Source organism: Bradyrhizobium sp. NBAIM18 (assembly GCF_020193825.1).
Lineage (GTDB): Bacteria > Pseudomonadota > Alphaproteobacteria > Rhizobiales > Xanthobacteraceae > Bradyrhizobium > Bradyrhizobium yuanmingense.
Genome location: NZ_JADYVO010000002.1, coordinates 442030 through 468717, shown reverse-complemented (window position 1 = coordinate 468717; position 26688 = coordinate 442030). Strand labels below are relative to the sequence as shown.

The window sequence follows — 26688 nt, the reverse complement described above, 5'->3', positions numbered from 1 at the left end:
CGAAGACGCCGATGCTGCACAGCGCGAGCAGGGCTGAGATCAGCTCGATCATAGCTCGTCCTCCTGCAGCGGCTGGGAAACGAGGTTCTGGCAGCACGAATATTCGTAGATCAGGTCGAGGATGAACTGCATGGTGGCCGTCCCTGTATTTATTTTGACAACTACTTAAGCCGCCATCTGTTTCAGGCGTGTTTCGTCGCATCGGGAAAGGGGTTTCGTCAGGAACCTTGCGCTGGTTTGTGCGCTGCGGGCCCGCTATATCCCTCATGGCTCAGTCGATTTTGAGCCGTCTCTTCGGGAGCGGCACGTCATTTTGCGAGGCAAAATCATGGCGCAGGTCGAGTGGTTCGACGATCTCACCATCGGAATGCAGTTCAAATCCCCCGAAGTCGTGGTCACCGAGGCCGACATCAAGCGCTTTGCCGCCGAGTTCGATCCGCAGCCGATGCATCTCGACCACGAGGCGGCGAAGCAGACCCTGTTCAAGGGGCTTGCCGCCTCGGGATGGCACACCGCCGCGATCGCGATGAACCTTGCGATCCAGACCCGTCCGTTCGGCCCGCATCCGCTGATCGGCGCCGGTGTGGACGGCCTGCGCTGGACCATGCCGGTGCGGCCCAACGACCGCCTGCATCTGGTCGGCGAGGTCATGAGCCTGACGCCGTCGAAATCGAAGCCGCAAGGCATCGCGCTGGTGAAATGGACCATGTTCAACCAGAACGGCGAGGAGGTTTACACCTTCACTCCGATCGCGATCGTGCCACGGCGGGGATAGGACGGCCGCCGGCCGTTCGCCTCGCCCTCTTGCGAGCCGCCGGGAGAGGTGGTCATCTCGGCGCGGGGAACGCGCTGGAGGCCGACATGAAACGATCTCTTCTTGCCGCCGGAATTCTCGCTTGCGTCTTGAGCGCAACCGCCTCGAGCTCGAGGCCCGCGCTTGCGCAACAATCCAAAGTCGGCGACTGGACCATCGAGAAGCGGGCGCAGGACACCCATTGCAATGCCAGCCGCGGCTACAAGGACAAGGATGACGAGAACCGCGACTACGTCATCGTGATCACCTATTCGGAGCAGGCGATCGTGATCGTGATGATCTACGACGGTTGGGAATGGGACAAGGTCGGCGAGATCCTCCGGGCCGATGTCGGCACCGACGATGCCGACATCATGAAGAAGGCCAAGTGGGAGGTCATGGACAAGACCACGGTGCGCGGCATCTTCGCCTACGACCAGTCGATCATGGACCGCCTCGCAAAGGCTAAGCGCCTCACGCTCGACTTCGAGGACGACGAGGATGACAGCATCGAGATGCAGATCCCGCGGGCCGGCGAGGCGCTGGCGGCGCTGAAATTCTGCGAGGAGAACCGGAAATGATGGTCCCGCCGGGGGCGTGCCGCGGCGGGACGCTGTTCACTCGGCAGGCCCCTGGACCGGCGCTGCGCTGATGTCACTGCCGTGATGAACCAGCGGCTTCATGCCCGTGACGGTTCTGAGCAGCACATAGAACACCGGCGTCAGGAACAGGCCGAACACGGTGACACCGATCATGCCCGAGAACACGGCAACGCCCATCGCGCGCCGCATCTCCGAGCCCGCGCCGGTCGAGAGCACCAGCGGCAGCACGCCCATGATGAACGCCATCGACGTCATCAGGATCGGGCGTAGCCGCAAGCGGCTGGCTTCGATCGCAGCCCGGATCGGCGTGCGCCCGGCGAATTCGAGCTCGCGCGCGAATTCGACGATCAGGATCGCGTTCTTGGCGGAGAGGCCGACCAGCACGATGAGGCCGATCTGGGTGAAGACGTTGTTGTCGCCCTTGGAGATCCAGACGCCGAACATTGCGGCGAGCAAGCCCATCGGCACGATCATGATGATCGATAGCGGCAGGGTCAGGCTCTCATAGAGCGCGGCCAGCACCAGGAACACCAGCAGGATCGCCAGCGGAAACACCCAGATGCCGGAATTGCCGGCGATGAACTCCTGATAGGTCAGGTCGGTCCATTCGAAGGCAAAGCCCGGCGGCAGCACCTCCGCCGCGATCCGCGTCGCCGCTTCCTGCGCCTGGCCCGATGAAAAGCCCGGCGCGGCCGCCGCGTTGATGTCGGACGAGAGGAAGCCATTGTAGCGGATCGCGCGCTCCGGTCCCGCGCTCTGGCGGATGTTGAGCAGCGCCGACAATGGCACCATGTCGCCGGACGACGAGCGCACCTTCAACTGCCTGATGTCGTCGGCGCGGGCGCGGAACGGTGCGTCGGCCTGGACGCGGACGGAATAGGTGCGGCCGAACTTGTTGAAGTCGTTGACGTAGTAGGAGCCGAGGTAGATTTGCAGCGTGTTGAACACCTCAGTCACGGGCACGCCCAGCTGCAGCGCCTTGGTGCGGTCGATGTCGGCGAACAGCTGCGGCACGTTGACCTGGAAGCTGGAGAACACGCCGGCGATCTCCGGCGCCTTCTGCATCGCCGCGATGAAGGCGTTGGTGGCCTCATTCAGGGCGTCATAGCCGAGACCGGCGCGGTCCTCGATCTGCAGCTTGAAGCCGCCGATGGTGCCGAGGCCGTTGACCGGCGGCGGCGGGAACATGGCGATGAAGGCTTCCTGGATGCCGGCATATTTCTTGTTCAGCTCGGCCGCGATCGCAGGGCCGCTGAGCGAGGAATCCTTGCGCTCGTCGAACGGCTTCAGCGTCGAGAACACGATGCCGGCATTGGATGAGTTGGTGAAGCCGGAGATCGACAGGCCCGGGAAGGCTACCGAGCTCTCGACACCGGGCTGGGTCAGCGCGATGTCGCTCATCCTGCGGATCACCTCTTCGCTGCGGTCGAGCGTGGCGCCATCGGGCAGGCGAGCGAAGCCGACCAGATATTGCTTGTCCTGGCCCGGCACGAATCCACCAGGCACCTGCTGGAACAGAAATGCGGTGAGGCCGACGAGGACCACATAAAGGCCCATCATCGCGGACTTACGCGAGATCACCTTGCCGACGCTGCCGCTGTAGTTCTCCGAAGACCGCGTGAACGCCTTGTTGAACCCGCGGAAGAACCAGCCGAGGCTCTTCTCCATGATCAGCGTCAGCCGGTCCTTCGGCTCGTTGTGGCCCTTGAGCAGCAGCGCCGACAACGCCGGAGACAGCGTCAGCGAATTGATGGCGGAGATCACCGTCGAAATCGCGATCGTCAGCGCGAACTGCTTGTAGAACTGCCCGGTGAGGCCGGAGATGAAGGCGAGCGGCACGAACACGGCGATCAGCACCAGCGCGATCGCGATGATCGGGCCCGAGACCTCGCGCATGGCCTGATAGGTGGCATCGCGCGGCGACAGCCCGGACTCGATGTTGCGCTCGACGTTCTCGACCACGACGATGGCGTCGTCGACGACAATGCCTATGGCGAGCACGAGTCCGAACAGGGTGAGCGCGTTGATCGAGAAGCCGAACACGTGCATCACGGCGAAGGTGCCGACGATCGACACCGGCACGGCCAGCAGGGGGATGATCGAGGCCCGCCAGGTCTGAAGGAACAGGATCACCACCAGCACCACGAGAGCGATGGCTTCCAACAGCGTGTGGATGACGGCTTCAATCGAGGAGCGAACGAACTGAGTCGGGTCGTAGACGATCTGGTAGGACACGCCCTCCGGCATGTTCTTCTTGATCTCCGCCATGGTGGCGCGGACGTTGTCGGAGATCTGCAGCGCGTTGGAGCCCGGCGCCTGGGAGATCGGGATTGCCACCGCATGCTTGTTGTCGAGCAGCGAGCGCAGGCCGTATTCGGACGCGCCGAGCTCGATGCGCGCGACATCGCGCAGACGAACGACCTCGCCGCGCGTGCCGGTCTTGACCACGATGTCGCCGAACTGCTCCTCGTTGGCGAGCCGGCCTTCGGCATTGACCGAGAGCTGGAGATCGATGCCTTTGACGTTCGGAGAGGAGCCGACCACGCCGGCGGCGGCCTCGACGTTCTGCGCCTGGATGGCGCGCACGATGTCGCTTGCGGTCAGGCCGTGCTCGGCCGCCTTCTGCGGATCGACCCAGACCCGCATCGAATAGTCGCCGGCGCCATAGAGCTGGACGTCGCCGACGCCGTCGATCCGCGCCAGCCGGTCCTTGACGTTGAGCACGGCATAGTTGCGCAAGTACGTCATGTCGTAGCGGCCGTTCGGCGACAACAGATGCACCACCATGGTGAGGTCGGGCGAGGACTTCTTGGTGATGATGCCGAGCTGGCGCACCACTGCCGGCAGGCGCGGCTCGGCCTGCTGCACGCGGTTCTGCACCAGCTGCGTCGCCTTGTCGGGATCGGTGCCGAGCCGGAACGTCACCGTCAGCGTCATCGCGCCGTCGGTGGTCGCCTGGCTCGACATGTAGAGCATGTTCTCGACGCCGTTGATCTGCTCCTCGATCGGGGTCGCCACTGTCTCCGCGATAACCTTGGGGTTGGCGCCGGGATAGGTCGCGCGCACCACGACGGAGGGCGGCACGACGTCCGGATATTCCGAGATCGGCATCGCGAACAGCGAGATCAGGCCGGCAAGGAAGATCAGGACCGACAGCACGCCGGCGAAAATCGGACGATCGATGAAGAACTTTGACAGATTCATGGCCTTGCCCCTGGGCGATATCCTGATGTTCTCCGAGACCTCCACTCGTCATTCCGGGGCGCGCGAAGCGCGAACCCGGAATCCAGAGGTGATGTGTTCGGAGTTTCGTACGCTCGAGATCCCGGGTTCGCGCGATGCGCGCCCCGGGATGACGGGGTGCATTAACGCTGCACCACGTCCTGGTTGCTGTGGTTCGACGCCTGCTGCGGCCCCCGTGCACCCATCGCCGCCACCTCCGTCTTGAGGAGGGCTCCCGGACGTACGCGTTGCAGACCATTGACGACGATGCGGTCGCCGGACTTCAGGCCCGAGGTGACGATGCGAAGCCCATCGACGGCGCCGCCGAGCGTGACCGGCCGGTAGACGGCGCGGCTGTCGTCGCCGACTGCCATCACGAACTTCTTGTCCTGGTCGGTGCCGATCGCGCGCTCGTCGATCATCACCAGCGCCTGTTGCTTCGGCTGGCCCATGCGCACGCGCGCGAACTGGCCGGGGATGAGACGCCCATCGTCGTTGCGGAACACCGCGCGGACACGGATGGTGCCGCTCTGGCCGTTGACCTGGTTGTCGATCAGCTGGATGTTGCCCTTCGCGGACAGGCCGCCCGAGGTCGTCATCTCGACCGGGATCTGGTCGAGCTTGCCGCGTTGGCCGGAAGCATCGGCGATCGAGTTCAGCGCACGCAGCACCACCTCTTCGTCCGCATCGAACGAGGCGTAGATCGGATTGACCGAGACCAGCGAGGTCAACACCGGCGAGGCGGTGCCGGCGGCGACGAGATTGCCGACGGTGACCTCGATCTTGCCGACGCGGCCATCCACGGGGGCGCGCACTTCGGTGTAGTCGAGATTGAGCTTTGCGGTCTGCAGCGTCGCCTCGGCCGCCTTGACGTTGGCGATTGCTTCGCGATTGGCGTTGTCGCGCTGGTCGTAGTCCCGCCGGGTGACCACGGCGTTGCCGACGAGCTGTGCGCCACGCTCGAGCTCGCTTTGGGTGAAGACGACGCGCGCTTTGGCGGCCTCGAGCTGGGCGGCAGCTTTGTCGACCTCGGCAGCATAGGGGGCGGGATCAATCTTGAACAGCACGTCGCCGGCCTTCACCAGCGCTCCCTCGGTGAAGTTCGCCGACATGATCGCACCCGCAACGCGGGGGCGGAGCTCGACACGGTTGATCGCCTCGAGCCGGCCGGAGAAATCGTCCCACAGCACGGTCTGCCGCGGCTCGATCATCGCGACGGTGACGGAAACAGCTTGCTCGGCCGCTGCCGCCGGTGCGGTCGCTTGCGCCGCATGAAAATAGCGGCCGGTCACGATCGAGCCGGCCGCGGCGAGGGCGCCCACGATGGCGACGCCGCCCAGAAGGCGGCGGAAATGGCCGGTACGGGAGGTATTTTGGGAGGGATGCATTTGCGCGCTCCAGATATGTAGTGTTCACTACAGATGTGGAGCTGGATACCGCAGTGCAAGATACTTATGTACCAATCACTAAGAAAATTGTACGCCGATACCGCGACGATTGGAAGACACAAGAAAAAGAAAGCTAGAACAAATAGATAGGATCCGGCGTTAGGCTGAGACAGCACGCCGAATCCGAGGAGACAGGCACATGGGCATGGGACGCCCCCGCGAATTCGACGCCGAAACGGCGTTGGACCAGGCGATGGAAGTGTTTTGGCGCCATGGCTATGAGGGCGCGACCATTGCCCAGCTCACGGAGGCCATGGGCATCAATCCGCCCAGTCTCTACGCCTGCTTCGGCAACAAGGAAGGCCTGCTGAAGGCTGCGCTCGACCGCTACACCACGCTGCGCAACATCTGGATGGACGAGGTGGTCGCAGCGCCCACCGCTCGCGAGGTGGCGGAGCGGATGCTGATGGGCATCGCCGACAAGCAGACCGATCCCGCCAATCCGCCCGGCTGCCTGCTCGTGCAGGGCGGCATCGCCTGCGGCACCGGCTCCGAGAACGTCCCGTTCGAGCTCGCCGCGCGCCGCGCCCAGAACGAGGACCAGCTCCGCGACCGCTTCATCCGCGCCAAGGCGGAGGGCGATCTCAAGGAGAGCGCCGATCCGGCCGCGCTCGCGCGCTATATCTCGGCGGTGTCGGTCGGCATGGGCGTGATGGCATCTTCGGGCGCGGATCGTGAAGCGCTGCGGCAGGTCGCTGATGTCGCCGTGCAGGCGGTCGCGGCGCAGTCGGCGGAGCCACGATCTGCCCGCTCGGGAGCGCGATAGATCACAAGGCCGCTTAGCTCAGGTCGTGCAGGTCCTTTCCAAGCGGCGGTGTCAGACGAAAGTTCGAGAACACGACTTCCAGTCCCGCCCGCTCGGGCGTGCAGGCCATCGGGCCCACAAGATAGGAGCTTGCTGCCGGAAACGGCGCTAGCCGCATGAGAGGCCAGGTCTTGCCATCGGCCGAGACTTGTAGACGAAGGACGCCGTCGGCGACGGTTGCGCGGACCCAGAAGTCTCCGGCATCATGCTCATAGGGTGCCGTTGCCCAGTCCGATCGCCCGTCGGTTAGCACGCTTGCAAGCATGGCGCGGCCGTCCGACAGTTCGATGCCGGCCTTGACCCAATGTCGCGCGTCGATGCGCACCATGATGCCCGCCTGATCGTAGAGCGCCTGGAAGTCGCCCTGTACACGTAAGCTGGCGGTGAATGCCTCGCCGGTTGGAAAGCCCAGGAAATGCCCGCTGTCACGATTAAAGCGGTAGTGGGTTTCTCGCCAGAAATCGGTGCCTTTTTCCGTCACGACCTGGAGGCGATCGTCCTCTGCCGTCCATCGTTTCGGTTCGTTCAACCACACGCCGTCACTTCTGAGGAGAGTCATTTCCAACCTCGATTGCCGATGCCTGCCGTGGCTCGATCCATCTGCCGGACAAGCATGGCCTCGTGCAAACTGCGATCGGGCGCGTGCATAGAGTTCAGCCTCGCGCCATCGACAGTGGTGCCGATTTCGAGGCCGGCTCACGTTTCATAGCAGCCATGGCTTCCGACCGGTTAACGGCGTCGGCGCGAGTTGCGGATTCACGATCGGCGATCATGCAACTTTGCGCCTGTTCTGCCCGACGTGTCAAACGGCCTTCGCCGGCAGGACCCGCACCATGCGGCGCGAAATTCTTCAATCATTCGTACTGTGCATGGGGTTGTTTTCGCATTTTTGTTTGAGCGTGCCCGGAGCCTGATCATCCAGCGCCGCGAACCGTATCGATACGGGAACCTCTAAGAGTTTTTACATACAGTTCTGGCACGTTCCGCGCGTCAAGACCGGCAACCTGCGTCGTCGCCTCTCATTGCGCGCACGAAAAGATAGGACCCGCGGGCATCGAGGGGGCGTAAGCCATGACTGCACTTGCTTCGGACGCCGGTCGCGCCAGGAGTGGGATCGTGCCGATCCTGTTGTGCGTCGTGCCGTTCAGCCAGATTCCGCTCGATGCCTATACGCCGGGCCTGCCACAGATGGTGGTGGATCTCACAGCTGACGCGGCGTCGATGCAAAACACCGTCACCGCTTACATGCTCGGCATGTCTCTGGCGCTGGTGCCGGTCGGTATCGCCTCGGACACCCTTGGCCGCCGAAACGTGCTGCTCGCGGGGCTGTCGGTGCTGATCGCGATGAGCATCGCCTGTGCGCTCGCCACAAGGGCCTCGCTGCTACTTGGCTTGCGCTTCCTGCAAGGCATCGGCGGCTGCACTTGTCTCGTCGTCGCCTATGCGGTCGCAGCTGATTGTTTCCGCGGCCGCGAGCTCACCGCGATCTCCGGCCTGTTAGGTGCCGCCTGGGGCCTTGCGCCGGTGCTGGCGCCGGCGGCCGGTGGCTTCATCGTCGAGCTGACCTCGTGGCGCGGCGTCTTCGTCGTCGTTGCCATCGCTGCGGCGATCGTCGCCGTGATCGTCGCGTTTCTTCTGCCCGAAACATTGCCGGCAGAGCGGCGCGCGCCGTTCGATCCGCGCCGCACTGCCGGTATCTTGCACGATGCGCTGGTCCGCCCGGGCTTCCTCGCCTTCGTGCTGGTCTTTGCCGCGGCGGCCAGCGCGCAGCTGGCGTTCGGCGTCGTTGCGCCGTTCTTCTACCAGACCGGTCTCGGCTATTCGGCGGCCATCTACGGCCTCGTCGCACTCGGGCTTGGCGGGGTCAATCTCGCCGGCGAGCTCGGCTGCGCGCATTTCGCACGCTTCATGCCGGCGCGCTTGCTGGGCTTCGGCGCCTTCGCGCTGTTCCTCGCCGGTGCGGTGGTCCTGACCGTGACGGGCATGACCCTCGGCCTCGATTTTGCGTCGATCGCGATCGGCGGCGCGCTGGTGCTCGGCGGCTGCGGCGTGCTGTGCCCGATGATGTACGGCATGGCGCTTGGCCTGTTCGAACGCGACCACGGGCTGGTTGGCGGCCTCATCAGCGCGCTCTGCTATCTCGCCGTGAGCGGTGCCATGGCGATCACGGCGGTGTTGCCCGAAGCGACGCAGGCGCCGATCGGATGGCTCTATCTCGGCCTCTGCGCCATTGCGGGGACGCTGCTCGCGATCTCGCTGCCCTCGGCGCGGCAAGCGACACACAGTTAAATAAGGAACCAAATCATGACCACGGTCGGAATTCGCGGCACGTTCTTCGATTTCGTCGACGATCCCTGGAAGCACGTCGGCAACGAGCCGGCCGCCGCGCGCTTTCACCAGGATGGCCTCATGGTCGTCACTGACGGCGTGATCAAGGCGTTCGGTCCTTATGACAGGATTGCCGCCGCCCATCCGGGCGTCGAGGTCACCCACATCAAGGACCGCATCATCCTTCCCGGCTTCATCGACGGCCACATCCATCTGCCGCAGACGCGCGTGTTAGGGGCCTATGGCGAGCAGCTCCTGCCGTGGCTCCAGAAATGGGTCTACCCGGAAGAGCTCAAATACCGGGATCGCGATTACGCGCGCGAGGGCGTGAAGCGTTTCCTCGATGCGCTGCTCGCCTCAGGCACCACCACCTGCCAGGCCTTCACGAGCTCCTCGCCCGTTTCGACCGAGGAGTTGTTCGAGGAAGCGAGCAGGCGCAACATGCGCGTCATCGCGGGCCTCACCGGAATCGATCGCAACGCGCCGGCCGATTTCATCGATACACCGGAGAATTTCTATCGCGACAGCAAGCGGCTGATCGCGCAGTACCACAACAAGGGCCGCAATCTCTACGCCATCACGCCGCGCTTCGCCTTTGGTGCCTCGCCGGAGCTGCTGAAGGCGTGTCAGCGCCTCAAGCACGAGCATCCGGATTGCTGGGTCAACACTCACATCTCCGAGAATCCGGCCGAATGCAGCGGCGTGCTTGTCGAGCATCCGGACTGCCAGGACTACCTCGGCATCTACGAGAAGTTCGACCTGGTCGGTCCGAAATTCTCCGGCGGCCACGGCGTCTATCTCTCCAACAACGAGTTCCGCCGCATGTCGAAGAAGGGCGCGGCGGTGGTGTTCTGCCCGTGCTCGAACCTGTTCCTCGGCAGCGGCCTGTTCCGCCTCGGACGGGCTACCGATCCCGAGCATCGCGTCAAGATGTCGTTCGGCACCGATGTCGGCGGCGGCAACCGCTTCTCGATGATCTCCGTGCTCGACGACGCCTACAAGGTCGGCATGTGCAACAACACGCTGCTCGACGGCAGCATCGATCCCGCGCGCAAGGACCTCGCGGAAGCCGAGCGCAACAAGCTCTCGCCCTATCGCGGCTTCTGGTCGATTACGCTCGGCGGTGCCGAAGGCCTCTACATCGACGACAAGCTCGGCAATTTCGAGCCCGGCAAGGAGGCCGATTTCGTCGCGCTCGATCCGAACGGCGGGCAGGTCGCGCAAGCGTGGCATCAATCGCTGATCGCCGACGGCGCCGCCCCGCGCACGATGGACGAGGCCGCGAGCATGCTGTTCGCCGTCATGATGGTCGGCGACGATCGCTGCGTCGACGAGACCTGGGTGATGGGCAAGCGTCTCTACAAGAAAGGCTGAGGCGGACCGCTGCCAATGAGCGCATCTCCTGAAACAGCCGGCCAGCCGGTCGCTCTCGTCATTCAGCGGCGCATCGCCGACGACGGCTTTGCTGCGTTCGCCCGGTGGAACGGTGAGGTCGGCGAGGCGCTCAAGGTCTGGCCAGGCTTTCTCGGCCTTGAGGTGGTGCCGCCGCAACCGCCGGCGCATGTGGACTGGGTGACGATCCTGCGTTTCGCGAGCCCGGCTGCGGCACGTGCCTGGCTGCAGAGCGAGGTGCGGGCGAAGTTGATCGCGGAGGTGCAGCGCTTCTTCGTCGGTTCGGAGGACGTCCATATCCTGCCCGACACCGGCGTCCCGCGCGACAGCGCAGTCTCGGCCGTCATCTCATTCAAAGTCCCTGATGGGCTCGAGGACGCGTTCCTGAAATGGCAGCAGCGCATCCAGGCCGCGGAGGCCGAGTTCAAGGGATTTCTGCGGCACAAGATCGAGCGGCCGATTCCGGGCCTGCACGACGAATGGATCATCATCCTGTCTTTCGACAGCGACGCCAATCTCAATGCCTGGCTCGACTCGCCGTTACGGCAGACGTTGCTGAAGGAGGGCGAGCGCTTCAATGCCGGAATGCACGTGAGGCGGGCGAGCTACGGCTTCAATTTCTGGTTCCCGGCCGGCAAGACGTCGGCCCCGGAGCAAGGGCCCGGTTTCATCTGGAAGAGCAACCTGATCGTTCTCCTGGTGCTTTATCCCGTGGTCTACCTCTGGGGCTATTTCATCAGCGCGCCCCTGATCGACAGAAACGGCGTGCCGGTCTGGCTGTCGCTGTTCCTCGGCAATCTCGTCAGCACCCAGCTACTCGGCTGGTGGCTGGTGCCCGCCGCCTTCAAGGCGCTCGACTGGTGGGTGACGCCGAAGGCGACGCTCGGTCGCCAGATCGCCGGCTTCGTGCTGCTTGCCGTGCTCTATGCCGCGTCGATGGCCCTGTACGCGCTGCTGCTCGCGTGGCATTGGGGACGGTGAGACCGCCAACCTATTGACGCGGAGAAGGGCGGTCGCTGGATATCGACGACCATGTTCGCCCTGACGTTTCTCGGGACATCGGCGAGCGTTCCCTCGGCGGAGCGCAACCATCCGGCGCTCCTCGTGGAAGCCGCAGGCAAGCGCGTCCTCGTTGATTGCGGCGAGGGCACGCAGCGCCAGCTGCTGCGCAGCGGCGCCGGCTTCCGGCGGCTCGACCGCATCCTGCTCACCCACGCCCATCTCGACCACGTGCTCGGCATCCCCGGATTGTTCTCGACGCTCGGCTTGCGGCAGACGTCCGAGATAATGACCGTTCACGGCGGCGCGGGCACGCTCGACCTCGTCACCCGCATGCTCGCCGGCCTGTGGGGCGCGGGCAGGGCGCCGATCGCCGTCCAGTTCGAAGCGCTGACCGAGGGACGAGCTATCGATACCGGTGAATTCGCCGTTGACTGTTTTCCGGTCCGCCACCGCGACACCGACAGCTTCGGCTTCATCTTCCAAAGCCCCGCGCGCCGTCATCTGCGGCCTGATCGCCTCATCGCGCTCGGTGTCCCCGACGGTCCGTTGCGCGGCGAGTTGGCCGCCGGCCGACCGATCGTGGTTGCCGACCGAACCATCGATCCGGAAGAGGTCCTGGGTCCTGTGAGCGGCGGCAGCAAGCTCGTCGTGATCGGCGACACCGAGACCACCGAGGGGTTGTCGCAATACGTCGCCGGCGCCGACATGCTGGTGATCGAGGCGACGTTCCTCGATCGCGACGCGCCGACCGCGCGGAATTACGGCCATCTCACCGCGGCAGAAGCGGCCTCCTTTGCCGCCGCGAACGAGGTCGGACAGCTCGTGCTGACGCATATGTCGGGGCGCTACGAAGACGCAGAGATTCTCGCCGAGGCGGCAGAAATCTTCCCGAACACCCGGATCGCCGCAGACTTCGACCACATCGTCGTCTGATCAAACGCGCCCTGACCCGATCCGTCCACCGCAGCGCTTGCCAGCCCAGATGCGAGCGGGTAGAAGGCTGCCACGCCTGAGCCGCGATTGGCGCGATGCGCTTCCCGGCCACAGTCGAACAAATCAAGCAGGCCTTTGAATTTGTTCGACTATTCCGTTGGGGAATGGTGTAACGGTAGCACAACAGACTCTGACTCTGTTTGTCTTGGTTCGAATCCAGGTTCCCCAGCCAGTTCCGGGCGCTTTCGCAAAGGCATGATTCCGGTCCCTGGGCAGGATGGCAGGCAGGTTGATGGGCTGCCTCGCTGCTCGCGACGGTTTGCCTCACCTAGTATTTGCATTTCCAAGTCGGATCGCCGCGCGCTGGATCGTCCTTGGGCTGGACAACCCAAGGAGATCCGCAAATGCCCTATGTCGATGGTTTCGTTCTCGCCGTGCCGAAGGACAATACCGAGGCCTACAAGGCGCTGGCGACGCAAGCCTGCGCCATCTGGATGGAGCACGGCGCGCTCGATTACGTCGAATGCATCGGCGACGACGTTCCCTATGGCGAGCTCACCTCGTTTCCGCGCGCTGTGATCGCGAAGGAGGACGAGGTCGTGGTGTTCGCCTGGATCGTCTATCGGGACCGCGAGAGCCGCGATGCCATCAACAAGAAGGTGATGGCGGACCCGCGCATCAAGTTCGAGGGCATGCCGTTCGACGGCAAGCGCATGATCTATGGCGGCTTCACGACGCTGCTCCGGGCGAGCGACATCGTGACGTGAGGAAGCCCGCTACTTGATCTTGTCGTAGGCCGCCGCGAAATCGCCGAGCGGCATCGGGATCGCGATGGTCTCCTTGGCCATGTTCTGAAAAGAGACCTTCAGCTGCTTGCCCGACCGCAAGGCGGCGAGCAGGGCCGGCGCAACCGGGGTCGAGGCGTAGCAGCCGCGATTCTCGCAGGTCTGGATCTGGAGATCGAACGTCTTGCCTTCGTCGACCTGGAGCTTGGCCCCGACCGGAAGGTTAAGGCCAAGCGGCAATTGCAGAAGCGCGATCGGCGTGCGGGTGTCGGGCGCGATGCGGATGTTGATCAGGACGACGGTCTGGCCCGTCTTGGTCAGCACCGCATTCTGCTCCTTCGCGCATTCGAGCGGCGCGTCGCGGCTTGCGCTGGTGCAGCGGACGATCCAGCCGGGCTGTCCGGAAGCACCGTCAGCCTGCGCCTGTGTCGGGGCAGGCGCGGGCTGCGCGGCCGGGGCGGGCGCGGCGTTCTTCTTGGCGCCCTGCTGGGCGTGTGCTGCGCCCGCTGACAACAGGACAGCAGCGACAAGGGCGACAAGTCTGGATTGCACAGGCATGGGAAACCGCATTTGCGAACCGGGGTCTCGCTGTAGCGTCGCGGCAGGCGCGGCGCTAGCTTACTCGGCGGCTTCCTTGACGCTGCCGTGCTCGGGCGTCTCCTCGCCTTCGTCGTCCGAACGGCCCCAAGTCGAGAACCAGTTGTTGAGCTTGTCGAGGTAGAGATAGACGACCGGCGTGGTGAACAGCGTCAGCGCCTGGCTGACGATCAGGCCACCGACCATGGCGTAGCCGAGCGGCTGGCGGATTTCGGCTCCGGTGCCGTGGCCGAGCATGAGGGGCACGCCGCCGAGCAGGGCCGCCATCGTCGTCATCATGATCGGGCGGAAGCGCAGCAGTGCGGCCTGGCGGATCGATTCCTCCGGCGTCTTGTGCTCGTCGCGCTCGGCGGCAATCGCGAAGTCCACCATCATGATGCCGTTCTTCTTCACGATGCCGATCAGGAGGATGATGCCGATCAGCGCGATCAGGCTGAAGTCGAATCCGGCCGCCATTAGGATCGCGAGCGCGCCGACGCCGGCCGAGGGTAGCGTCGACAGAATCGTGATCGGATGGATGTAGCTCTCGTAGAGAATGCCGAGGATCAGATAGACCACGACCAGCGCGGCGAGGATCAGGAGCGGCACGGTGCCGAGCGATTGCTGGAATGCCTGCGCGGTGCCCTGGAAGCTCGAATTCAGCGTGGGCGGCGTCCCGAGCTCCGCCATCGCCTTCTGCACGGCCTCGGTGGCCTGGCCGAGCGCGACGCCTTGCGCGAGATTGAAGCTGATCGTGATCGACGGGAACTGGCCTTGATGGCTGATCGAGAGCGGGCGGACCGGATCGGTGGTCCAGCTCGCGAAGGTCGACAGCGGCACCTGGTCGCCGGTCAGCGGCGATTTCACGTAGAGCTTGTTCAGCGTCTCGAGATCGCCCTGCATCTCCGGCAGGACTTCCAGGATCACCTTGTAGGTGTTGAGCTGCGTGAAATATTGCGTGACCTGCCGCTGTCCGAAGGAATCATACAGCGTATCGTCGATCAGCTGGGGCTGGATGCCGTAGCGGGCGGCGGTGTCGCGGTTGATCTTGAGCTGGACCGTTGTGCCCTGCGTCTGCTGGTCGGTCGCGACGTCGCGCAGCTCCGGCAGCGTCTGCATCTTGGCGAGGATCTTCGGCGCCCATTCGTTGAGCTCGTCCAGATTGGCGTCTTGCAGCGTGAATTCGAACTGAGTGCGCGTGGGTCGGCCGCCGAGCCGCACGTCCTGGGCCGCCTGCATGTAGAGGCGGGCGCCTTGGACCTTGTCGAACTGCGGACGCAGACGCGCAATGATCTGCTGGGCCGAAGCGTCACGCTCATTGCGCGGCTTCAGCGTGATGAACAGGTTGCCGTTGTTGCCGGCACGGCCGCTGCCGCCGATCGACATGGCAACGCTGGCAACGTCGGGATCGGCCAGGATGATCTTGCCGAGTTGCTCCTGGCGTCTCACCATCTCCTTGAACGAGATGTCCTGCGAGGCTTCAGACGTGGCCGTGATCAGGCCGACGTCCTGCTGCGGGAAGAAGCCCTTGGGGATTAGCACGAACAGGTAGATCGACAGGCCGAGCGTGACGAAGAAGATCGCGAGCGTGGTGCGCCGCCAGGCGAGGGCGTGATCGAGCCCATATTCGTAGCCGCGCAGCATCGCGTCGAAGGCGCGCTCGCTCCATTGATAGAAGCGGCCGTGCTGCACCTCGCCATGGGCGCGCAGGAAGCGTGAGGCCATCATCGGCGTCAGCGTCAGCGATACGAACATCGAAACGAAGATCGTCATCGCCAGCACCACGGCGAATTCGCGGAACAGGCGCCCGATAATGCCGCCCATCAGGAGCAGCGGGATCAGCACCGCGACCAGCGAGATGCTGATGGAGACGATGGTGAAGCCGATTTCCTTGGAGCCCTTGAAGGCGGCCTCCATCGGCGAGTCGCCTTCCTCGATGTAGCGCGTGATGTTCTCGAGCATCACGATGGCGTCGTCGACCACGAAACCGACCGCGATGGTGAGCGCCATCAGCGACAGATTGTCGAGCGAATAGCCCACCGGCCACATCAGGGCGCACGCGCCCAGCAGCGCCAGCGGAACCGTGACGGTAGGAATGACGGTCGCCCAGAAGCTGCGCAGGAAGATGAAGATGACCATGACCACGAGCACAATGGTCAAGAGCAGCGTGAACTGGACGTCCTCGACAGCGGCACGGATGGTCGCGGTGCGGTCGCTGATGAGCTCGATCTTGATCGCGGGCGGGATCGCCGCCACGAGACGAGGGAGGGTCGCCTTGATCCTGTCGACGGTTTCGATGACGTTGGCGCCGGGCTGCTTGAAGATCACCAGGAACACGCCGCGCTTGCCGTTGGCCCACGCCGCCTGCTTGGCGTCTTCGGCAGCGGTGACCGCTTGGCCGATATCGCGGATTCGCAACGGAGCGCCGTTGCGATAGGCGATGATGACGTCGTTCCAGTCCTTCGCGTGGGTGAGCTGGTCGTTGGCGTAGATCGTATAGGCCCGCTTCTCGCCGTCGATATTGCCCTTGGGGCTGTCGACCGTGGTGATCGCGATCTGGCTGCGGATATCCTCCATCGACAAGCCCTTGGCGACCAGCTTTGCGGGATCGACCTGAATGCGGATCGAGGGTTTCTGCTGGCCGCCGATGAAGACCTGGGCGACGCCCGAGAGCTGGCTGATCTGCTGGGCGAGCTGGGTGTCGACGGCATCGCTGACGCTGGTCAGCGGCAGCGTCTCCGATGTCGCGGACAGTAGCAGGATCGGCGCGTCGGCGGGGTTGACCTTGCGGTAGGTCGGGGGCGACGGCAGGTTCCTCGGCAACTGGCCGCTGGCCGCGTTGATGGCACCCTGTACGTCGTTGGCGGCGCCGTCGATGTTGCGGTTGAGGTCGAATTGGATGGTGATCGACGCCGTGCCCAGATAGCTCGTCGAGGTCATCTGCGCGATGCCAGGAATCTGGGCGAATTGCCGCTCGAGCGGCTGCGCCACCGACGAAGCCATGGTCTCGGGGCTGCCGCCGGGCAAATTGGCGGTGACCTGAATGGTCGGAAAGTCCACCTGCGGCAGGGGCGCGACCGGGAGCAGGGGATAGGCGACCAGGCCGACGAAGAGAATGCCGGCCATCAGCAGCGAGGTGCCGATGGGATATCGGATGAAAGGCGCCGAAATCCCGCCCCCGATCATTGCTGTCGAACCTTGTTCTGAGTCGGATCCGAGCTTGCTACCGCCGTCGACACCAGGCTTCCGGGCTGCACCTTGAACTGTCCGCCGACGATCACCTGCTGACCGGGGCTCAATCCTTCCTCGATGACCGAATGACCGTCGATGCCATAGCTGACCTTGATCTTGTGCAGTTCGGCCTTGTTGTCCTGGTTGACCGTATAGGCATAGAGTCCGTTGGTGGAGCGCTGGACCGCGTCATCCGGAACGACCGTCGCATCCTTCAGCGTTCGCACCAGGAGCCGCGTCGAGACCGATTGCCCCGGCCACAGCGTTCTTTCCTTGTTGTCGAACACCGCCTTGAGCCGGATCGTGCCGCTGGTCGCGTCGACCTGGTTGTTGATCACCGCGAGCTTGCCCTCGGCCAGCGTCCTCTTGCCGTCGGTGGTGAAGGCGATCACCTTGAGCGCGCCGGCCTTCTGGCCCTCGCTGATATAGGGGAGCTGGTCTTCCGGCGCGGTGAAGATCACGGCGATCGGCTCGACCTGCGAGATCGTGACGATGGCGGTCTGCGACGAAGCGTTGACGATGTTGCCGATGTCGACCTGACGCAGGCCTGCCACGCCGGTGATCGGCGCCTTGATCTGGGTGTAATCGAGCTGAGTCTGGGCGTTGGAGATCGCGGCATCGTCGGCGGCGATCTGGGCGGTGAGCTGAGCGACGGTGGAGCGCTGTGTGTCGACGCGCTGGGCGGTGGCGAATTCGCCGAGCTTCGTGGCGCGCTGGAGCTCGAGATTGGCGTTGGCGAGACTGGCCTCGTCCTGCGCCTTCTTGGCCTTGGCTTGGTCAAGCGTGGCCTGATAGGGGCGGGGATCGATCGAAACCAGGAGATCGCCCTGCTTGACGATCTGGCCTTCCCTAAATTCGAGCTTGTCGATCTGGCCATCCACACGGCTTCGGACCTGGACCGTGTTGAAGCCCTGAACCGTGCCGAGACCAGTGAGATAGACCGGAAAGTCGGTCTTCTGAACCGGCGCAACGCTGACCGGGACGGCGGAGGGGCGAGGCGGGCCTTTTTGTGCGGTCTGGGTTTTTCCCGCCTCGGACGTGCCGAATTTCTGCCAACCATAATAGCCGGCGGAAGCCACGGCCGCGATGATCGGAAGCCAAAGGATCGGCCGGGACTTGTTCATGTCGTCTCGTATCGGCTCGTATGCCCTCGGCTACGAATATCGGGGCAATCGTACGGTTCCAGCATGATGTATAATACACGCCAACTTCCAGAGTAAACAGCACTATCGGGTGAGAATCCTAAACAATTGGAAAGCTTTGCACCGTGTAGGCTGCTCGCTGGCGCGGCGACGTGCAATGCCGCGTTTTCCCACCGCGACCGGCCGGCGTGCAAGTCTTGCGCAGCACGCGGAGCAGTGTGCTCGGGACCGATCGGCCCCCCGCGCCGCGGCGTCATTCGGATCTGCCGCAAGAACGGTGCTAAGTCGCCTCGTAGCCGTTTCGGTTATCATGGATTTCGGCATCGTCCATTTCGGCGCCGCATCGACGGAGCAAAGCCTGGACGAGCTGAACGGCAAGCTGATCGCGTGCCAGATGCTGATCGAGGGATTGATCGCGCGTGTCGCCAACGAGCAGCGCGATCCCTTGTGCTTCCTCACCGACTTTCGCGACGAGATCAAAGCCGTTGTCAACGGCGCCAACATCGCCGGCATGGACAGCACCGATCGCGTGCGCGCCGTTGCGAAGACCGTCGACGAGTTGCTGTGGCTGATGAAACCCAGAGCGGCGATCGAGTGGCCAGCAATCGATTTGCGTCTAGGGACGCATCCTTCGCTCAGAGAGCGGGGCAGTTTAGAATCGTTTTGATCTTGATCTATTCAAGGGTTCTCGCGAACGGCACGCATTGACCCGCAATTGTGTGGCCGATACCAACAGGCGACATTCGTTCGACGCGTGTGAACGACAGGAATTGGAGGGCCTTGTGCTCTATCCTCCAGCACCTCTCGTCGCCCCCGTGACCAGGGGGACGCGGGTTGCGTCTTTCTTCTGGCTTCAGAGCATGATACGGGACGACCAAGCTCGGAGCATGATCTATGGCCTCGACACCGCGATACAGGCGCTGGTGGAACGGCTCGGGCGTGACGATCCCGAAACGGTCAAATTGACGGGTATCCATCACAATCTCATTCGCTACTGGGCCGAAGTATGAAGACCATCTCCATCCAAGCAAGCCTTGCCGCAGCCTTGATGCTGGCGTCTGCCTGGCTCGCATCCCCCGTTTTCGCCCAGACGCAGAGCCCGCCGGCACCGGCCCCATCGACGGCTCAGCCGTCCGCTGCCGGAACCTCCCCCCCGGCAGCTGCGCCTGCGGTCTCGACGGCTCCCGCCGTCGTGGGCGCCGCCCCGGTGGCCGCCAATCCCGCGAGTGCGAAGCCCGAGGCGGCGGCCCTGAAGGAGTTGTCGCCCTGGGTGATGTTCATGTCGGCGGACGTCATCGTGAAGGCGGTGATGATCGGGCTCGCCTTCGCTTCGCTGATGACCTGGACCGTCTTCATCGCCAAGTCGATCGAGCTGTCGGTCGCCTCCGGCAAGCTGCGTTCGGCGTTGAAGAAGATTGCGGAGGCGCGCTCGCTTGCCGAAGCGCAGATGGCGCTCGGCACCAAGGAGGGCATCCTGCCGTCGTTCCTTGCGGCGGCGTTGCGCGAAGCGCGGATGTCGGCTGGCCTGTCCAGCGATGCCGGCATCAAGGAACGCGCCGCCTCGAGCTTTTCCGAGATCGTGCGCGCGGAGCAACGGCGCATCCGGATCGGCATGGGCGTGCTAGCGACCATCGGCTCGACCTCGCCCTTCGTCGGCCTGTTCGGCACGGTCTGGGGCATCATGAACAGCTTCATCGGCATCTCGAAGTCGCAGACCACGAATCTCGCCGTGGTCGCGCCCGGCATCGCCGAGGCGCTGCTCGCCACCGCGATCGGCCTCGTCGCCGCCATTCCCGCCGTCATCATCTACAACCACTTCTCGCGCGTGACGAAAGGCTATCTCGAGCTCGTCAGCCGCGCCTCGGGCGCGGCGGGGCGACTGCTGTCGCGTGATCTCGACCGCAGCCACGGCAGCGTGCATTCGCGCGCGGCGGAGTAGACCATGGCCGTTTCGCTCGCTGACAATGATGACGACGACGATTTCTCGGAAACGCATGACATCAACGTCACGCCGTTCATCGACGTCATCCTGGTGCTGCTGATCATCTTCATGGTCGCCGCGCCGCTGTCCACGGTCGACCTGCCGATCGATCTGCCGACGTCGAGTGCGACGCCGCAGAAGAAGCCGGACAAGCCGACCTATCTCAGCATCAAGCCCGATCTGACGCTCGCGATCGGGGAGAACGCCGTTCACCGGGCCGAGTTGATCGGAACCCTCGACGGCCTTTCCGAGATGAGCAAGGACAAGTACGTTTTCCTGCGCGCTGATCGCTCGGTGCCCTATGGCGAGTTGATGGGCGTGATGGAGCTCTTGCGCTCGGGCGGCTATACGCGGGTGAAGCTGGTCGCGCTGGAAGGCGCACCGGGGGCGCCTGTGGCAGGCGCCGCCCAGCCTTAAGAAGACGGAACGATGGCGGACGAACCGAGACCATCCCGGAAGCTCTGGATCCTGGCGGCGGCGGCCGCGCTCGCCCTGCATCTCGGCGGTGCTGCGCTCGCGCTGGCGCATTTGCACGGCGACGACGACGGCGATGGTCTCGGCGCGGCCGGAGCCGAGTTCGCCGTCGAGATGGCTTCGCCAGAGGCTCAGGAATCCGATTTGCCGACCGGACCAAACGACTCCGCGGCACAAGAGGAGCGCCCGGAGCTTCCGGAGCAGAAGGCCGAACTGAAGGAGACGGAACTTCCTCAAGATCGACCGCAAGAGGCCGAGGATCCCGATCGCATTGTCAGCGAAAAGGTTGCGAAGAAGGAGCAGGACGACGATCCGAAGGCGGCTGCCGTTGAAACGCCCGCCATGGAGGCTGCCCCAAAGCAGGTTGATATGGCCCGGCAAACGTTCGAGGACGCAACGCGCGAGGCCGAAAAGGCCCTGGCGCCGGTGGTTGGGCTCGGCAAGGACATCCTGAAGATCACGGTGGACTGGAACAAGAAAATCAGTGCGCGTATCAAGCAGCACCAGATCAATCCGGAAGGCAGAGAGAACGCCAATCAGAAGGTCACGGTGAGTTTCGCGCTCAACCGAAAGGGAAATGTGGTCTCGGTCGACGTGATCGCGTCGTCCGGCGACGCCGCCTACGATGCAGCTGCGATCTCGATGGTTCGCAAGGCGGATCCTTTCGAGCCGCCTCCGGTTCAACTGACCGAGGAGCGTTTCGAGCGCACCCTCGAGATCAGCTTCGCCCCTGAGAAATCGAAGAAGATCGCCAACAAGAAGTCGGCTCAACGCCAGTAGAGCCGGATCCCGACATAGACCACCACCAGGCAGGCGAAGATCAGCGCCACGGGGAGGGGCCGTTTCTGGGCTCCGCTGGCCGCGCCTGTCCCGAAGAAACCAGCGCTTTTCGGCTTCGGCGCCGGGCGCCGGAAAGCGGTAACATTATCCGCTGCCGGCTCGGCCTCGCGCGGACGGACGTCGGGCGGCGTTCCAGCGCCACCCATCTCGACGTAATAGGCCTTGTAGATCGCACCGATGGTGGCCTCGGTGGCTTCGCCTTCGCTCATCTGCGCCAGCAGGTTCCTGTAGCTGCTCAGGAACTCCTGGGCCTCCGGAGGTAGCGCGGACGCCCCGTTGAGCTTAGCCATCATCTTCCAGGTGGCAAAATCGGCGCGGGCGCGGGTGTCGGCGCGTCGCGCGATCAGCATATCGGCAGCTTTGACCAAGTCGGCCTCTGGCCTTTCGGCTCGTGTTCGGGTGTTCCGGTTCAACTACGCATTGCCGGTCAGGAAGAGAACAGCCTGAATCACATAACCGGTCAACGTCCGCAGTATTGCTGAAATAACATCAAGATTTAGACCTAACTGCGAGCCCGCCAGCGGCAGCAGGATCAGGAGCCCGATCAGGATCAACATACCGAACGGCTCGAGCCGGGCCAGCGGCAAGGCGAGGGCCCGCGGCAGCAGCCCGACCGCAACTCGGCCGCCGTCCAGCGGCGGGATCGGCATCATGTTGAAGACGGCCAGGATGGCGTTGATGATGAGGGCATTCTTGAGGTTGTCGGCAACCCATTTCGCCGCGCTCGCGGGCACCAGCGGCAGGGCATGGAAGGCGAGGGCGGTGGCGAGCGCCAGCAGGATGTTGGTGGCGGGTCCGGCCAGCGCTACCCAGACCATGTCGAGCCTGGGATTGTTCAGCTTGCGGAAGTTTACCGGCACCGGCTTGGCGTAGCCGAACAGGAACGGCGAATGCGCGAACAGCAGCATCGCCGGCAGGATGACGGTGCCGAACGGGTCGATATGCCTGATAGGATTGAAGCTGACGCGGCCGAGCTGCGCGGCCGTGTTGTCCCCGAGCCGGTCCGCGACGAAGGCATGCGCGGCCTCATGGAAGGTGATGGCGAGCACGAGGGGAAGCACCCACACCGACAGGTCGTACAAGGAAATGTTCACAGCTCATCCATTTCGGTTAGCTAGCGGCCTTGCAGCCGTCCTGACCAAACCGGCGCAGCAACGCTTCGGCTCAACATAGGGTGGCCGGTTCCGAATTGCCACGCTGCAGATGAATGCTTCGGCCGGCCGCCGTGCAGTCGCGCAAAGTCACGCCGGGATCGTCCCGGGATATTGCACCAAGCCGTCGTCGAGCTTCACCCAGGCGAGCTTTTCCGACACCCAGATGTGCTCGGTCGGCGCAAAGGCATTGCGATCATCGAAAGTGGCGAGCGCCACGCCCGCCAGCGTGCCGTTGCGCCGCCAGGCGAACAGGCGCGTGCCGCACTGCTTGCAGAACACGCGGTCGATGTTCTCGGACGATGCATAGCGTGCAGTCTCGCCCTCGACGCTGAGCGCGCGCTGGTCGAACTGGGCGCGGGCGAAGTAGGGCGAGCCCATCGCCTTCTGGCAGATGCGGCAATGGCAGATGCGGACGTTGAGCGGCTCGCCCTCCGCCTTGAACCGCACCGCGCCGCACAGGCAACCACCTTCCCGGATCATGATGTCCTCAATAGGTCGCCCGCCCACCGGAAATATCAAACACCGCGCCGGTCGAGAACGCGCAGTCCTCCGACGCAAGCCAGCTCACCATCGCGGCGAGTTCCTCCACCAGCACGAAGCGGCCCTTCGGGATCTTCGACAGCATGAAGTCGATATGCTGCTGCGTCATCTGGTCGAAGATCGCCGTCTTCGCCGCGGCCGGCGTCACCGCGTTGACGAGGATGTCGTGGCCGGCGAGCTCCTTGCCGAGCGACTTCGTCAGCGCGATCAGGCCGGCCTTGGACGCCGAATAATGCGCGGCGTTCGGGTTGCCTTCCTTCCCGGCGATCGAGGCGATGTTCACGATCCGCCCGTATTTCTGCTTGAGCATTTCGGGCACGATCGCCTTGGAGACGATGAAGGGGCCGTCGAGGTTGATGCGCAGCACCTTGCGCCATTCCTCCAGGTCGGTCTCCCAGACCGGCTTGTTGACGCCGGCGATGCCGGCGTTGTTGACAAGAATGTCGATCTTGCCGAAGGCCTTGAGCGTTGCATCGCGTGTCTGCTCGACGGCCGCCGTGTCGGTGACGTCGACCTTGAAGACTTTCGTTTCGCCGCCGATCTCCTTTGCCGTCTTCTCGGCCAGCGCGGCGTCAAAGTCCCAGATCGCGACCTTGGCACCGGAGGCGACGAAGCGCTCGGTGATGGCGCGGCCAAAGCCTTGCGCGCCGCCGGTGACGATGGCAATGCGGCCGTTGAGATCGATCTTGTTCATGCCGGAGGCCTTTCTGCGTCAGAGCATGTAGCCGCCGTCGACGACGAGATCGACGCCGGTGGTGAAGGCGCTCTCGTCGCTGCCGAGATAGACCGCCATCGCCGCGATCTCCTCGGCGGTGCCGAGCCGGCCCATCTTCTGCCGCGAGATGAACATCTCCTTGCCCTGCGGGCCCTGGGCTGCCGCGCGGTCGAGCATCGACGGCGTCTCGACGGTGCCGGGGCAGATCGAGTTGCAGCGGATGCCCTTGGTGATGAAGTCGAGCGCGACCGCGCGGGACAGCAGCGACACTGCCGCTTTTGACGAGCTGTAGACGTAGCGGTTGGCCGGCGGCCTCAAAGCGGCGCAGGAGGAGATGTTGACGATGCTACCGCCGCCGCCTGCGATCATGTCGGGCAGGAAAGCCTTGATGGTCCGGTGCATCGACTTGACGTTGAGGTCGAACGAGAAGTCGAAGTCCTCTTCCGAACATTCCAGGATGGTGCCGTGGTGCACGAAGCCGGCGGCGTTGAGCAGGATGTCGATCTTGCCGACGCGCTTGGCGAAGGCGTTGACGTCGGCGGTGTTGCGGACGTCGAGCTTTGCGACCTCGGCGATGCCTTCGTTCGTCAGGCTCGCGATGCCGGCTTCGTTGATGTCGGTGGCGATGACGGTTGCGCCTTCACGCGCGAACGCGATGGCGCAAGCGCGCCCGATGCCTGCCGCGGCAGCCGTGACGACGGCGCGCTTTCCCTTGAGGCGGTCTGCCATTTTGTTCACTCCTTTGAATTGGGGTCGTCATTCCGGGATGCGCCGTCAGGCGCAGGCCCGGAATCCATACTCCCGATCGTGGTTATGGATTCTCAGATGCGCAAGTGCGCATCGTAGTTCGCGACTGCGTCGCGCCCCGGAATGACGGAAGTTGTCAGTGATTATCCCGCGCCACACCGAACGTGCCTGCGACGTTCTGATACCTTGTGGCGAGCTCCATGCAGGCGCCGGTCGATTGCTGGCCGACGGTGTTGCGATAGATCTCCTGCCATGGCGTCTGGTTCGGCGGATGCTTGAAGCCGCCGCTGGCCTTGAGCTCGGCATGGCGCTTCTTCAGCTCCTCGTCCGAGAGCAGGATGTTGGCGCTGCCCTTGTTGAGGTCGATGCGGACCTTGTCGCCGGTCTTGAGGATGGCAAGCCCGCCATTGGCGGCCGCTTCAGGCGAGGCGTTGAGGATCGAGGGCGAGCCAGAAGTGCCGGACTGGCGACCGTCGCCGATGCAGGGCAGGGACAGGATGCCGCGTTTGATCAGCGCCGCCGGCGGCTGCATGTTCACAACCTCGGCGCCACCGGGGTAGCCGATCGGGCCGGTGCCGCGGATGAACAGCACGCAGCGCTCGTCGATGTCGAGCGAGGGATCGTCGATCCGCTCGTGATAATCCTCCGGCCCCTCGAACACGATGGCGCGGCCCTCGAAGGCATTGAGGTCCTTCGGGTTGCTGAGGTAGCGGTCGCGGAATTCCTTGGAGATCACGCTTGTCTTCATGATCGCGGAATCGAACAGATTGCCCTTCAGCACCAGGAAGCCGGCGTCCTTCACCAGCGGCTTGTCGTAAGCCCAGATCACGTCGTTGTCGGGAGCGGGCGCGTTCTTGCAGTTCTCGCCGATGCCGCGGCCGTTGACCGTGACCGCGTCCTCATGGATGCGCTTGTGCTTCATCAATTCGCGCACCACGGCGGGCACGCCGCCGGCGCGGTGAAATTCCTCGCCGAGATAGAAGCCGGCCGGCTGCATGTTGACCAGGAGCGGCACGTCGTGGCCGAACTTCTGCCAGTCCTCGATCGACAGCTCGACGCCGATATGGCGGGCGAGGGCGTTGATGTGGATCGGCGCGTTGGTCGAGCCGCCGATCGCCGAATTGATCACGATGCAGTTCTCGAACGCCTTGCGGGTCAGGATGTCGGAAGGCTTCAAATCCTCCCAGACCATCTCGACGATGCGTTTTCCGGTCTCGTAAGCGATCTGGCCGCGCTCGCGATAGGGCGCCGGGATCGCCGCGCAGCCCGGCAGCGAGAAGCCGAGCGCTTCGGCAAGCCCGTTCATGGTCGAGGCCGTCCCCATGGTGTTGCAATGGCCGACCGAGGGCGCCGAGGAGGCCACGATCTCCATGAACTCTTCATAGTCGATCTCGCCGGCCGCGAGCCGCTCGCGCGATTTCCAGACGATGGTGCCGGAGCCGGTGCGCTCGCCATTGTGCCAGCCGTTCAGCATCGGGCCGCCCGACAGCACGATCGCGGGCAGGTTCACCGTCGCCGCCGCCATCATGCAGGCCGGCGTGGTCTTGTCGCAGCCGGTGGTCAGCACCACGCCGTCGAGCGGATAGCCGTAGAGAATTTCGACGAGGCCGAGATAAGCGAGGTTACGGTCGAGCGCCGCGGTCGGTCGCTTGCCGGTCTCCTGAATGGGATGGGTCGGGAATTCCATCGCGATGCCGCCGGCCTCGCGGATGCCTTCGCGGACGCGGTGCGCGAGCTCGAGATGATGGCGGTTGCAGGGGGACAGATCGTTGCCGGTCTGGGCGATGCCGATGATCGGCTTGCCGGATTGCAGCTCGGCGCGGGTGAGGCCGTAATTCAGGTAACGCTCCATATAGAGCGCGGTCATGCCCGGATTGTGCGGGTTGTTGAACCATTCCTGCGAGCGAAGATGGCGGCGGGTACCGTTGCTGCCGGCGGCATGCCCGTTGGTTGGTTTCTTTGTCATTGGTTTCTCCTG

General features: G+C 64.1%; 24 protein-coding genes, 1 tRNA gene and 1 pseudogene. 14 read left to right on the top strand and 12 right to left on the bottom strand.

Features of this window, described 5'->3' with window-relative positions; all coding sequences use genetic code 11:
• Positions 1-328: 328 nt before the first annotated feature.
• On the top strand, positions 329-775 hold the full coding sequence (locus I6F17_RS06300) for a MaoC family dehydratase (protein WP_036001252.1): 447 nt from the start codon (positions 329-331) through the stop codon (positions 773-775).
• A gap of 86 nt (positions 776-861) precedes the next feature.
• Complete coding sequence (locus I6F17_RS06295; protein ID WP_036034349.1) at positions 862-1374, top strand: hypothetical protein; 513 nt, start codon at positions 862-864, stop codon at positions 1372-1374.
• Positions 1375-1410: 36 nt separating this feature from the next.
• Here I6F17_RS06295 and I6F17_RS06290 read toward each other — a convergent pair whose 3' ends face one another.
• Together I6F17_RS06290 and I6F17_RS06285 are read right to left on the bottom strand one after the other, a co-directional pair.
• Entirely contained in the window at positions 1411-4599 is a 3189-nt protein-coding gene (locus I6F17_RS06290) for a multidrug efflux RND transporter permease subunit (protein WP_225124274.1), read from the bottom strand.
• Between the two features lie 161 nt (positions 4600-4760).
• Positions 4761-6005, bottom strand: coding sequence for an efflux RND transporter periplasmic adaptor subunit (locus tag I6F17_RS06285; protein WP_036001246.1), 1245 nt, complete (start codon positions 6003-6005; stop codon positions 4761-4763).
• A 199-nt stretch (positions 6006-6204) separates the two neighbouring features.
• Here I6F17_RS06285 and I6F17_RS06280 point away from each other — a divergent pair, with 199 nt between their 5' ends.
• Positions 6205-6831 (top strand): TetR/AcrR family transcriptional regulator, encoded by a 627-nt coding sequence (locus I6F17_RS06280; protein WP_225124273.1) that lies wholly within the window; start codon positions 6205-6207, stop codon positions 6829-6831.
• 13 nt (positions 6832-6844) lie between these two features.
• Here the strand turns inward: I6F17_RS06280 and I6F17_RS06275 are convergent, their stop codons facing one another.
• On the bottom strand, positions 6845-7429 hold the full coding sequence (locus I6F17_RS06275) for a DUF1349 domain-containing protein (protein WP_225124272.1): 585 nt from the start codon (positions 7427-7429) through the stop codon (positions 6845-6847).
• Between the two features lie 512 nt (positions 7430-7941).
• Here I6F17_RS06275 and I6F17_RS06270 point away from each other — a divergent pair.
• The 6 genes from I6F17_RS06270 to I6F17_RS06245 all read left to right on the top strand — a co-directional run bounded on the left by I6F17_RS06270 (position 7942) and on the right by I6F17_RS06245 (position 13292).
• The gene (locus I6F17_RS06270; protein WP_225124271.1) at positions 7942-9159 is read left to right on the top strand and encodes a multidrug effflux MFS transporter; all 1218 of its coding nucleotides are present in this window, start codon (positions 7942-7944) and stop codon (positions 9157-9159) included.
• A 15-nt stretch (positions 9160-9174) separates the two neighbouring features.
• Positions 9175-10572, top strand: coding sequence for a guanine deaminase (gene guaD, locus I6F17_RS06265; protein ID WP_225124270.1), 1398 nt, complete (start codon positions 9175-9177; stop codon positions 10570-10572).
• Positions 10573-10587: 15 nt separating this feature from the next.
• Entirely contained in the window at positions 10588-11571 is a 984-nt protein-coding gene (locus tag I6F17_RS06260; protein WP_225124269.1) for an antibiotic biosynthesis monooxygenase, read from the top strand.
• Positions 11572-11622: 51 nt separating this feature from the next.
• A complete protein-coding gene (gene rnz, locus I6F17_RS06255; protein ID WP_225124268.1) occupies positions 11623-12525 on the top strand; it encodes a ribonuclease Z in 903 nt (300 codons plus the stop codon).
• Between the two features lie 158 nt (positions 12526-12683).
• Positions 12684-12757, top strand: a tRNA-Gln gene (locus tag I6F17_RS06250).
• Positions 12758-12929: 172 nt separating this feature from the next.
• Positions 12930-13292 carry a DUF1428 family protein gene (locus I6F17_RS06245; protein ID WP_036034331.1) on the top strand — a complete coding sequence of 121 codons (363 nt, stop codon included), beginning with the start codon at positions 12930-12932 and terminating at the stop codon, positions 13290-13292.
• A 9-nt stretch (positions 13293-13301) separates the two neighbouring features.
• Here the strand turns inward: I6F17_RS06245 and I6F17_RS06240 are convergent, their stop codons facing one another.
• From I6F17_RS06240 to I6F17_RS06230, 3 genes are read right to left on the bottom strand one after another with little or no spacing between them, the layout of a single operon-like run.
• Entirely contained in the window at positions 13302-13868 is a 567-nt protein-coding gene (locus I6F17_RS06240; protein WP_225124267.1) for an invasion associated locus B family protein, read from the bottom strand.
• 60 nt (positions 13869-13928) lie between these two features.
• Positions 13929-17072 (bottom strand): multidrug efflux RND transporter permease subunit, encoded by a 3144-nt coding sequence (locus I6F17_RS06235; RefSeq protein ID WP_225124266.1) that lies wholly within the window; start codon positions 17070-17072, stop codon positions 13929-13931.
• Positions 17069-18241, bottom strand: coding sequence for an efflux RND transporter periplasmic adaptor subunit (locus tag I6F17_RS06230; RefSeq protein ID WP_225124265.1), 1173 nt, complete (start codon positions 18239-18241; stop codon positions 17069-17071). Before I6F17_RS06230 ends, I6F17_RS06235 begins: the two co-directional genes overlap by 4 nt.
• Positions 18242-18617: 376 nt before the next feature.
• Between I6F17_RS06230 and I6F17_RS06225 the strand changes: the two genes are divergently transcribed.
• From I6F17_RS06225 to I6F17_RS06205, 5 genes and pseudogenes are all read left to right on the top strand, one after another.
• Positions 18618-18926, top strand: coding sequence for a hypothetical protein (locus I6F17_RS06225; RefSeq protein WP_225124304.1), 309 nt, complete (start codon positions 18618-18620; stop codon positions 18924-18926).
• 115 nt (positions 18927-19041) lie between these two features.
• Positions 19042-19269 (top strand): annotated as a pseudogene (locus I6F17_RS06220) (PKHD-type hydroxylase); the annotation flags it as partial.
• Positions 19266-20198, top strand: a complete 933-nt coding sequence (exbB, locus tag I6F17_RS06215; RefSeq protein WP_225124264.1) for a tonB-system energizer ExbB — start codon at positions 19266-19268, stop codon at positions 20196-20198. The pseudogene I6F17_RS06220 and the gene exbB, both read left to right, overlap by 4 nt.
• A gap of 3 nt (positions 20199-20201) precedes the next feature.
• Positions 20202-20657, top strand: a complete 456-nt coding sequence (gene exbD, locus I6F17_RS06210) for a TonB system transport protein ExbD (protein WP_036001202.1) — start codon at positions 20202-20204, stop codon at positions 20655-20657.
• A gap of 12 nt (positions 20658-20669) precedes the next feature.
• Positions 20670-21494, top strand: coding sequence for a TonB family protein (locus I6F17_RS06205; protein WP_036034309.1), 825 nt, complete (start codon positions 20670-20672; stop codon positions 21492-21494).
• Here I6F17_RS06205 and I6F17_RS06200 read toward each other — a convergent pair.
• The 6 genes from I6F17_RS06200 to I6F17_RS06175 form a co-directional block, all read right to left on the bottom strand.
• Positions 21482-21904 carry a hypothetical protein gene (locus I6F17_RS06200; protein ID WP_036034307.1) on the bottom strand — a complete coding sequence of 141 codons (423 nt, stop codon included), beginning with the start codon at positions 21902-21904 and terminating at the stop codon, positions 21482-21484. The genes I6F17_RS06205 and I6F17_RS06200 overlap by 13 nt on opposite strands.
• Positions 21905-21967: 63 nt before the next feature.
• Positions 21968-22648, bottom strand: coding sequence for a site-2 protease family protein (locus I6F17_RS06195; protein ID WP_036001193.1), 681 nt, complete (start codon positions 22646-22648; stop codon positions 21968-21970).
• A gap of 147 nt (positions 22649-22795) precedes the next feature.
• Entirely contained in the window at positions 22796-23188 is a 393-nt protein-coding gene (locus tag I6F17_RS06190) for a GFA family protein (protein WP_036034306.1), read from the bottom strand.
• Between the two features lie 7 nt (positions 23189-23195).
• Positions 23196-23942: an SDR family NAD(P)-dependent oxidoreductase gene (locus I6F17_RS06185; RefSeq protein ID WP_225124263.1), complete on the bottom strand. Its 747-nt coding sequence runs from the start codon at positions 23940-23942 to the stop codon at positions 23196-23198.
• 18 nt (positions 23943-23960) lie between these two features.
• The gene (locus tag I6F17_RS06180) at positions 23961-24692 is read right to left on the bottom strand and encodes an SDR family oxidoreductase (RefSeq protein ID WP_225124262.1); all 732 of its coding nucleotides are present in this window, start codon (positions 24690-24692) and stop codon (positions 23961-23963) included.
• Between the two features lie 154 nt (positions 24693-24846).
• Complete coding sequence (locus I6F17_RS06175; RefSeq protein ID WP_225190409.1) at positions 24847-26676, bottom strand: IlvD/Edd family dehydratase; 1830 nt, start codon at positions 26674-26676, stop codon at positions 24847-24849.
• Positions 26677-26688: the final 12 nt, after the last annotated feature.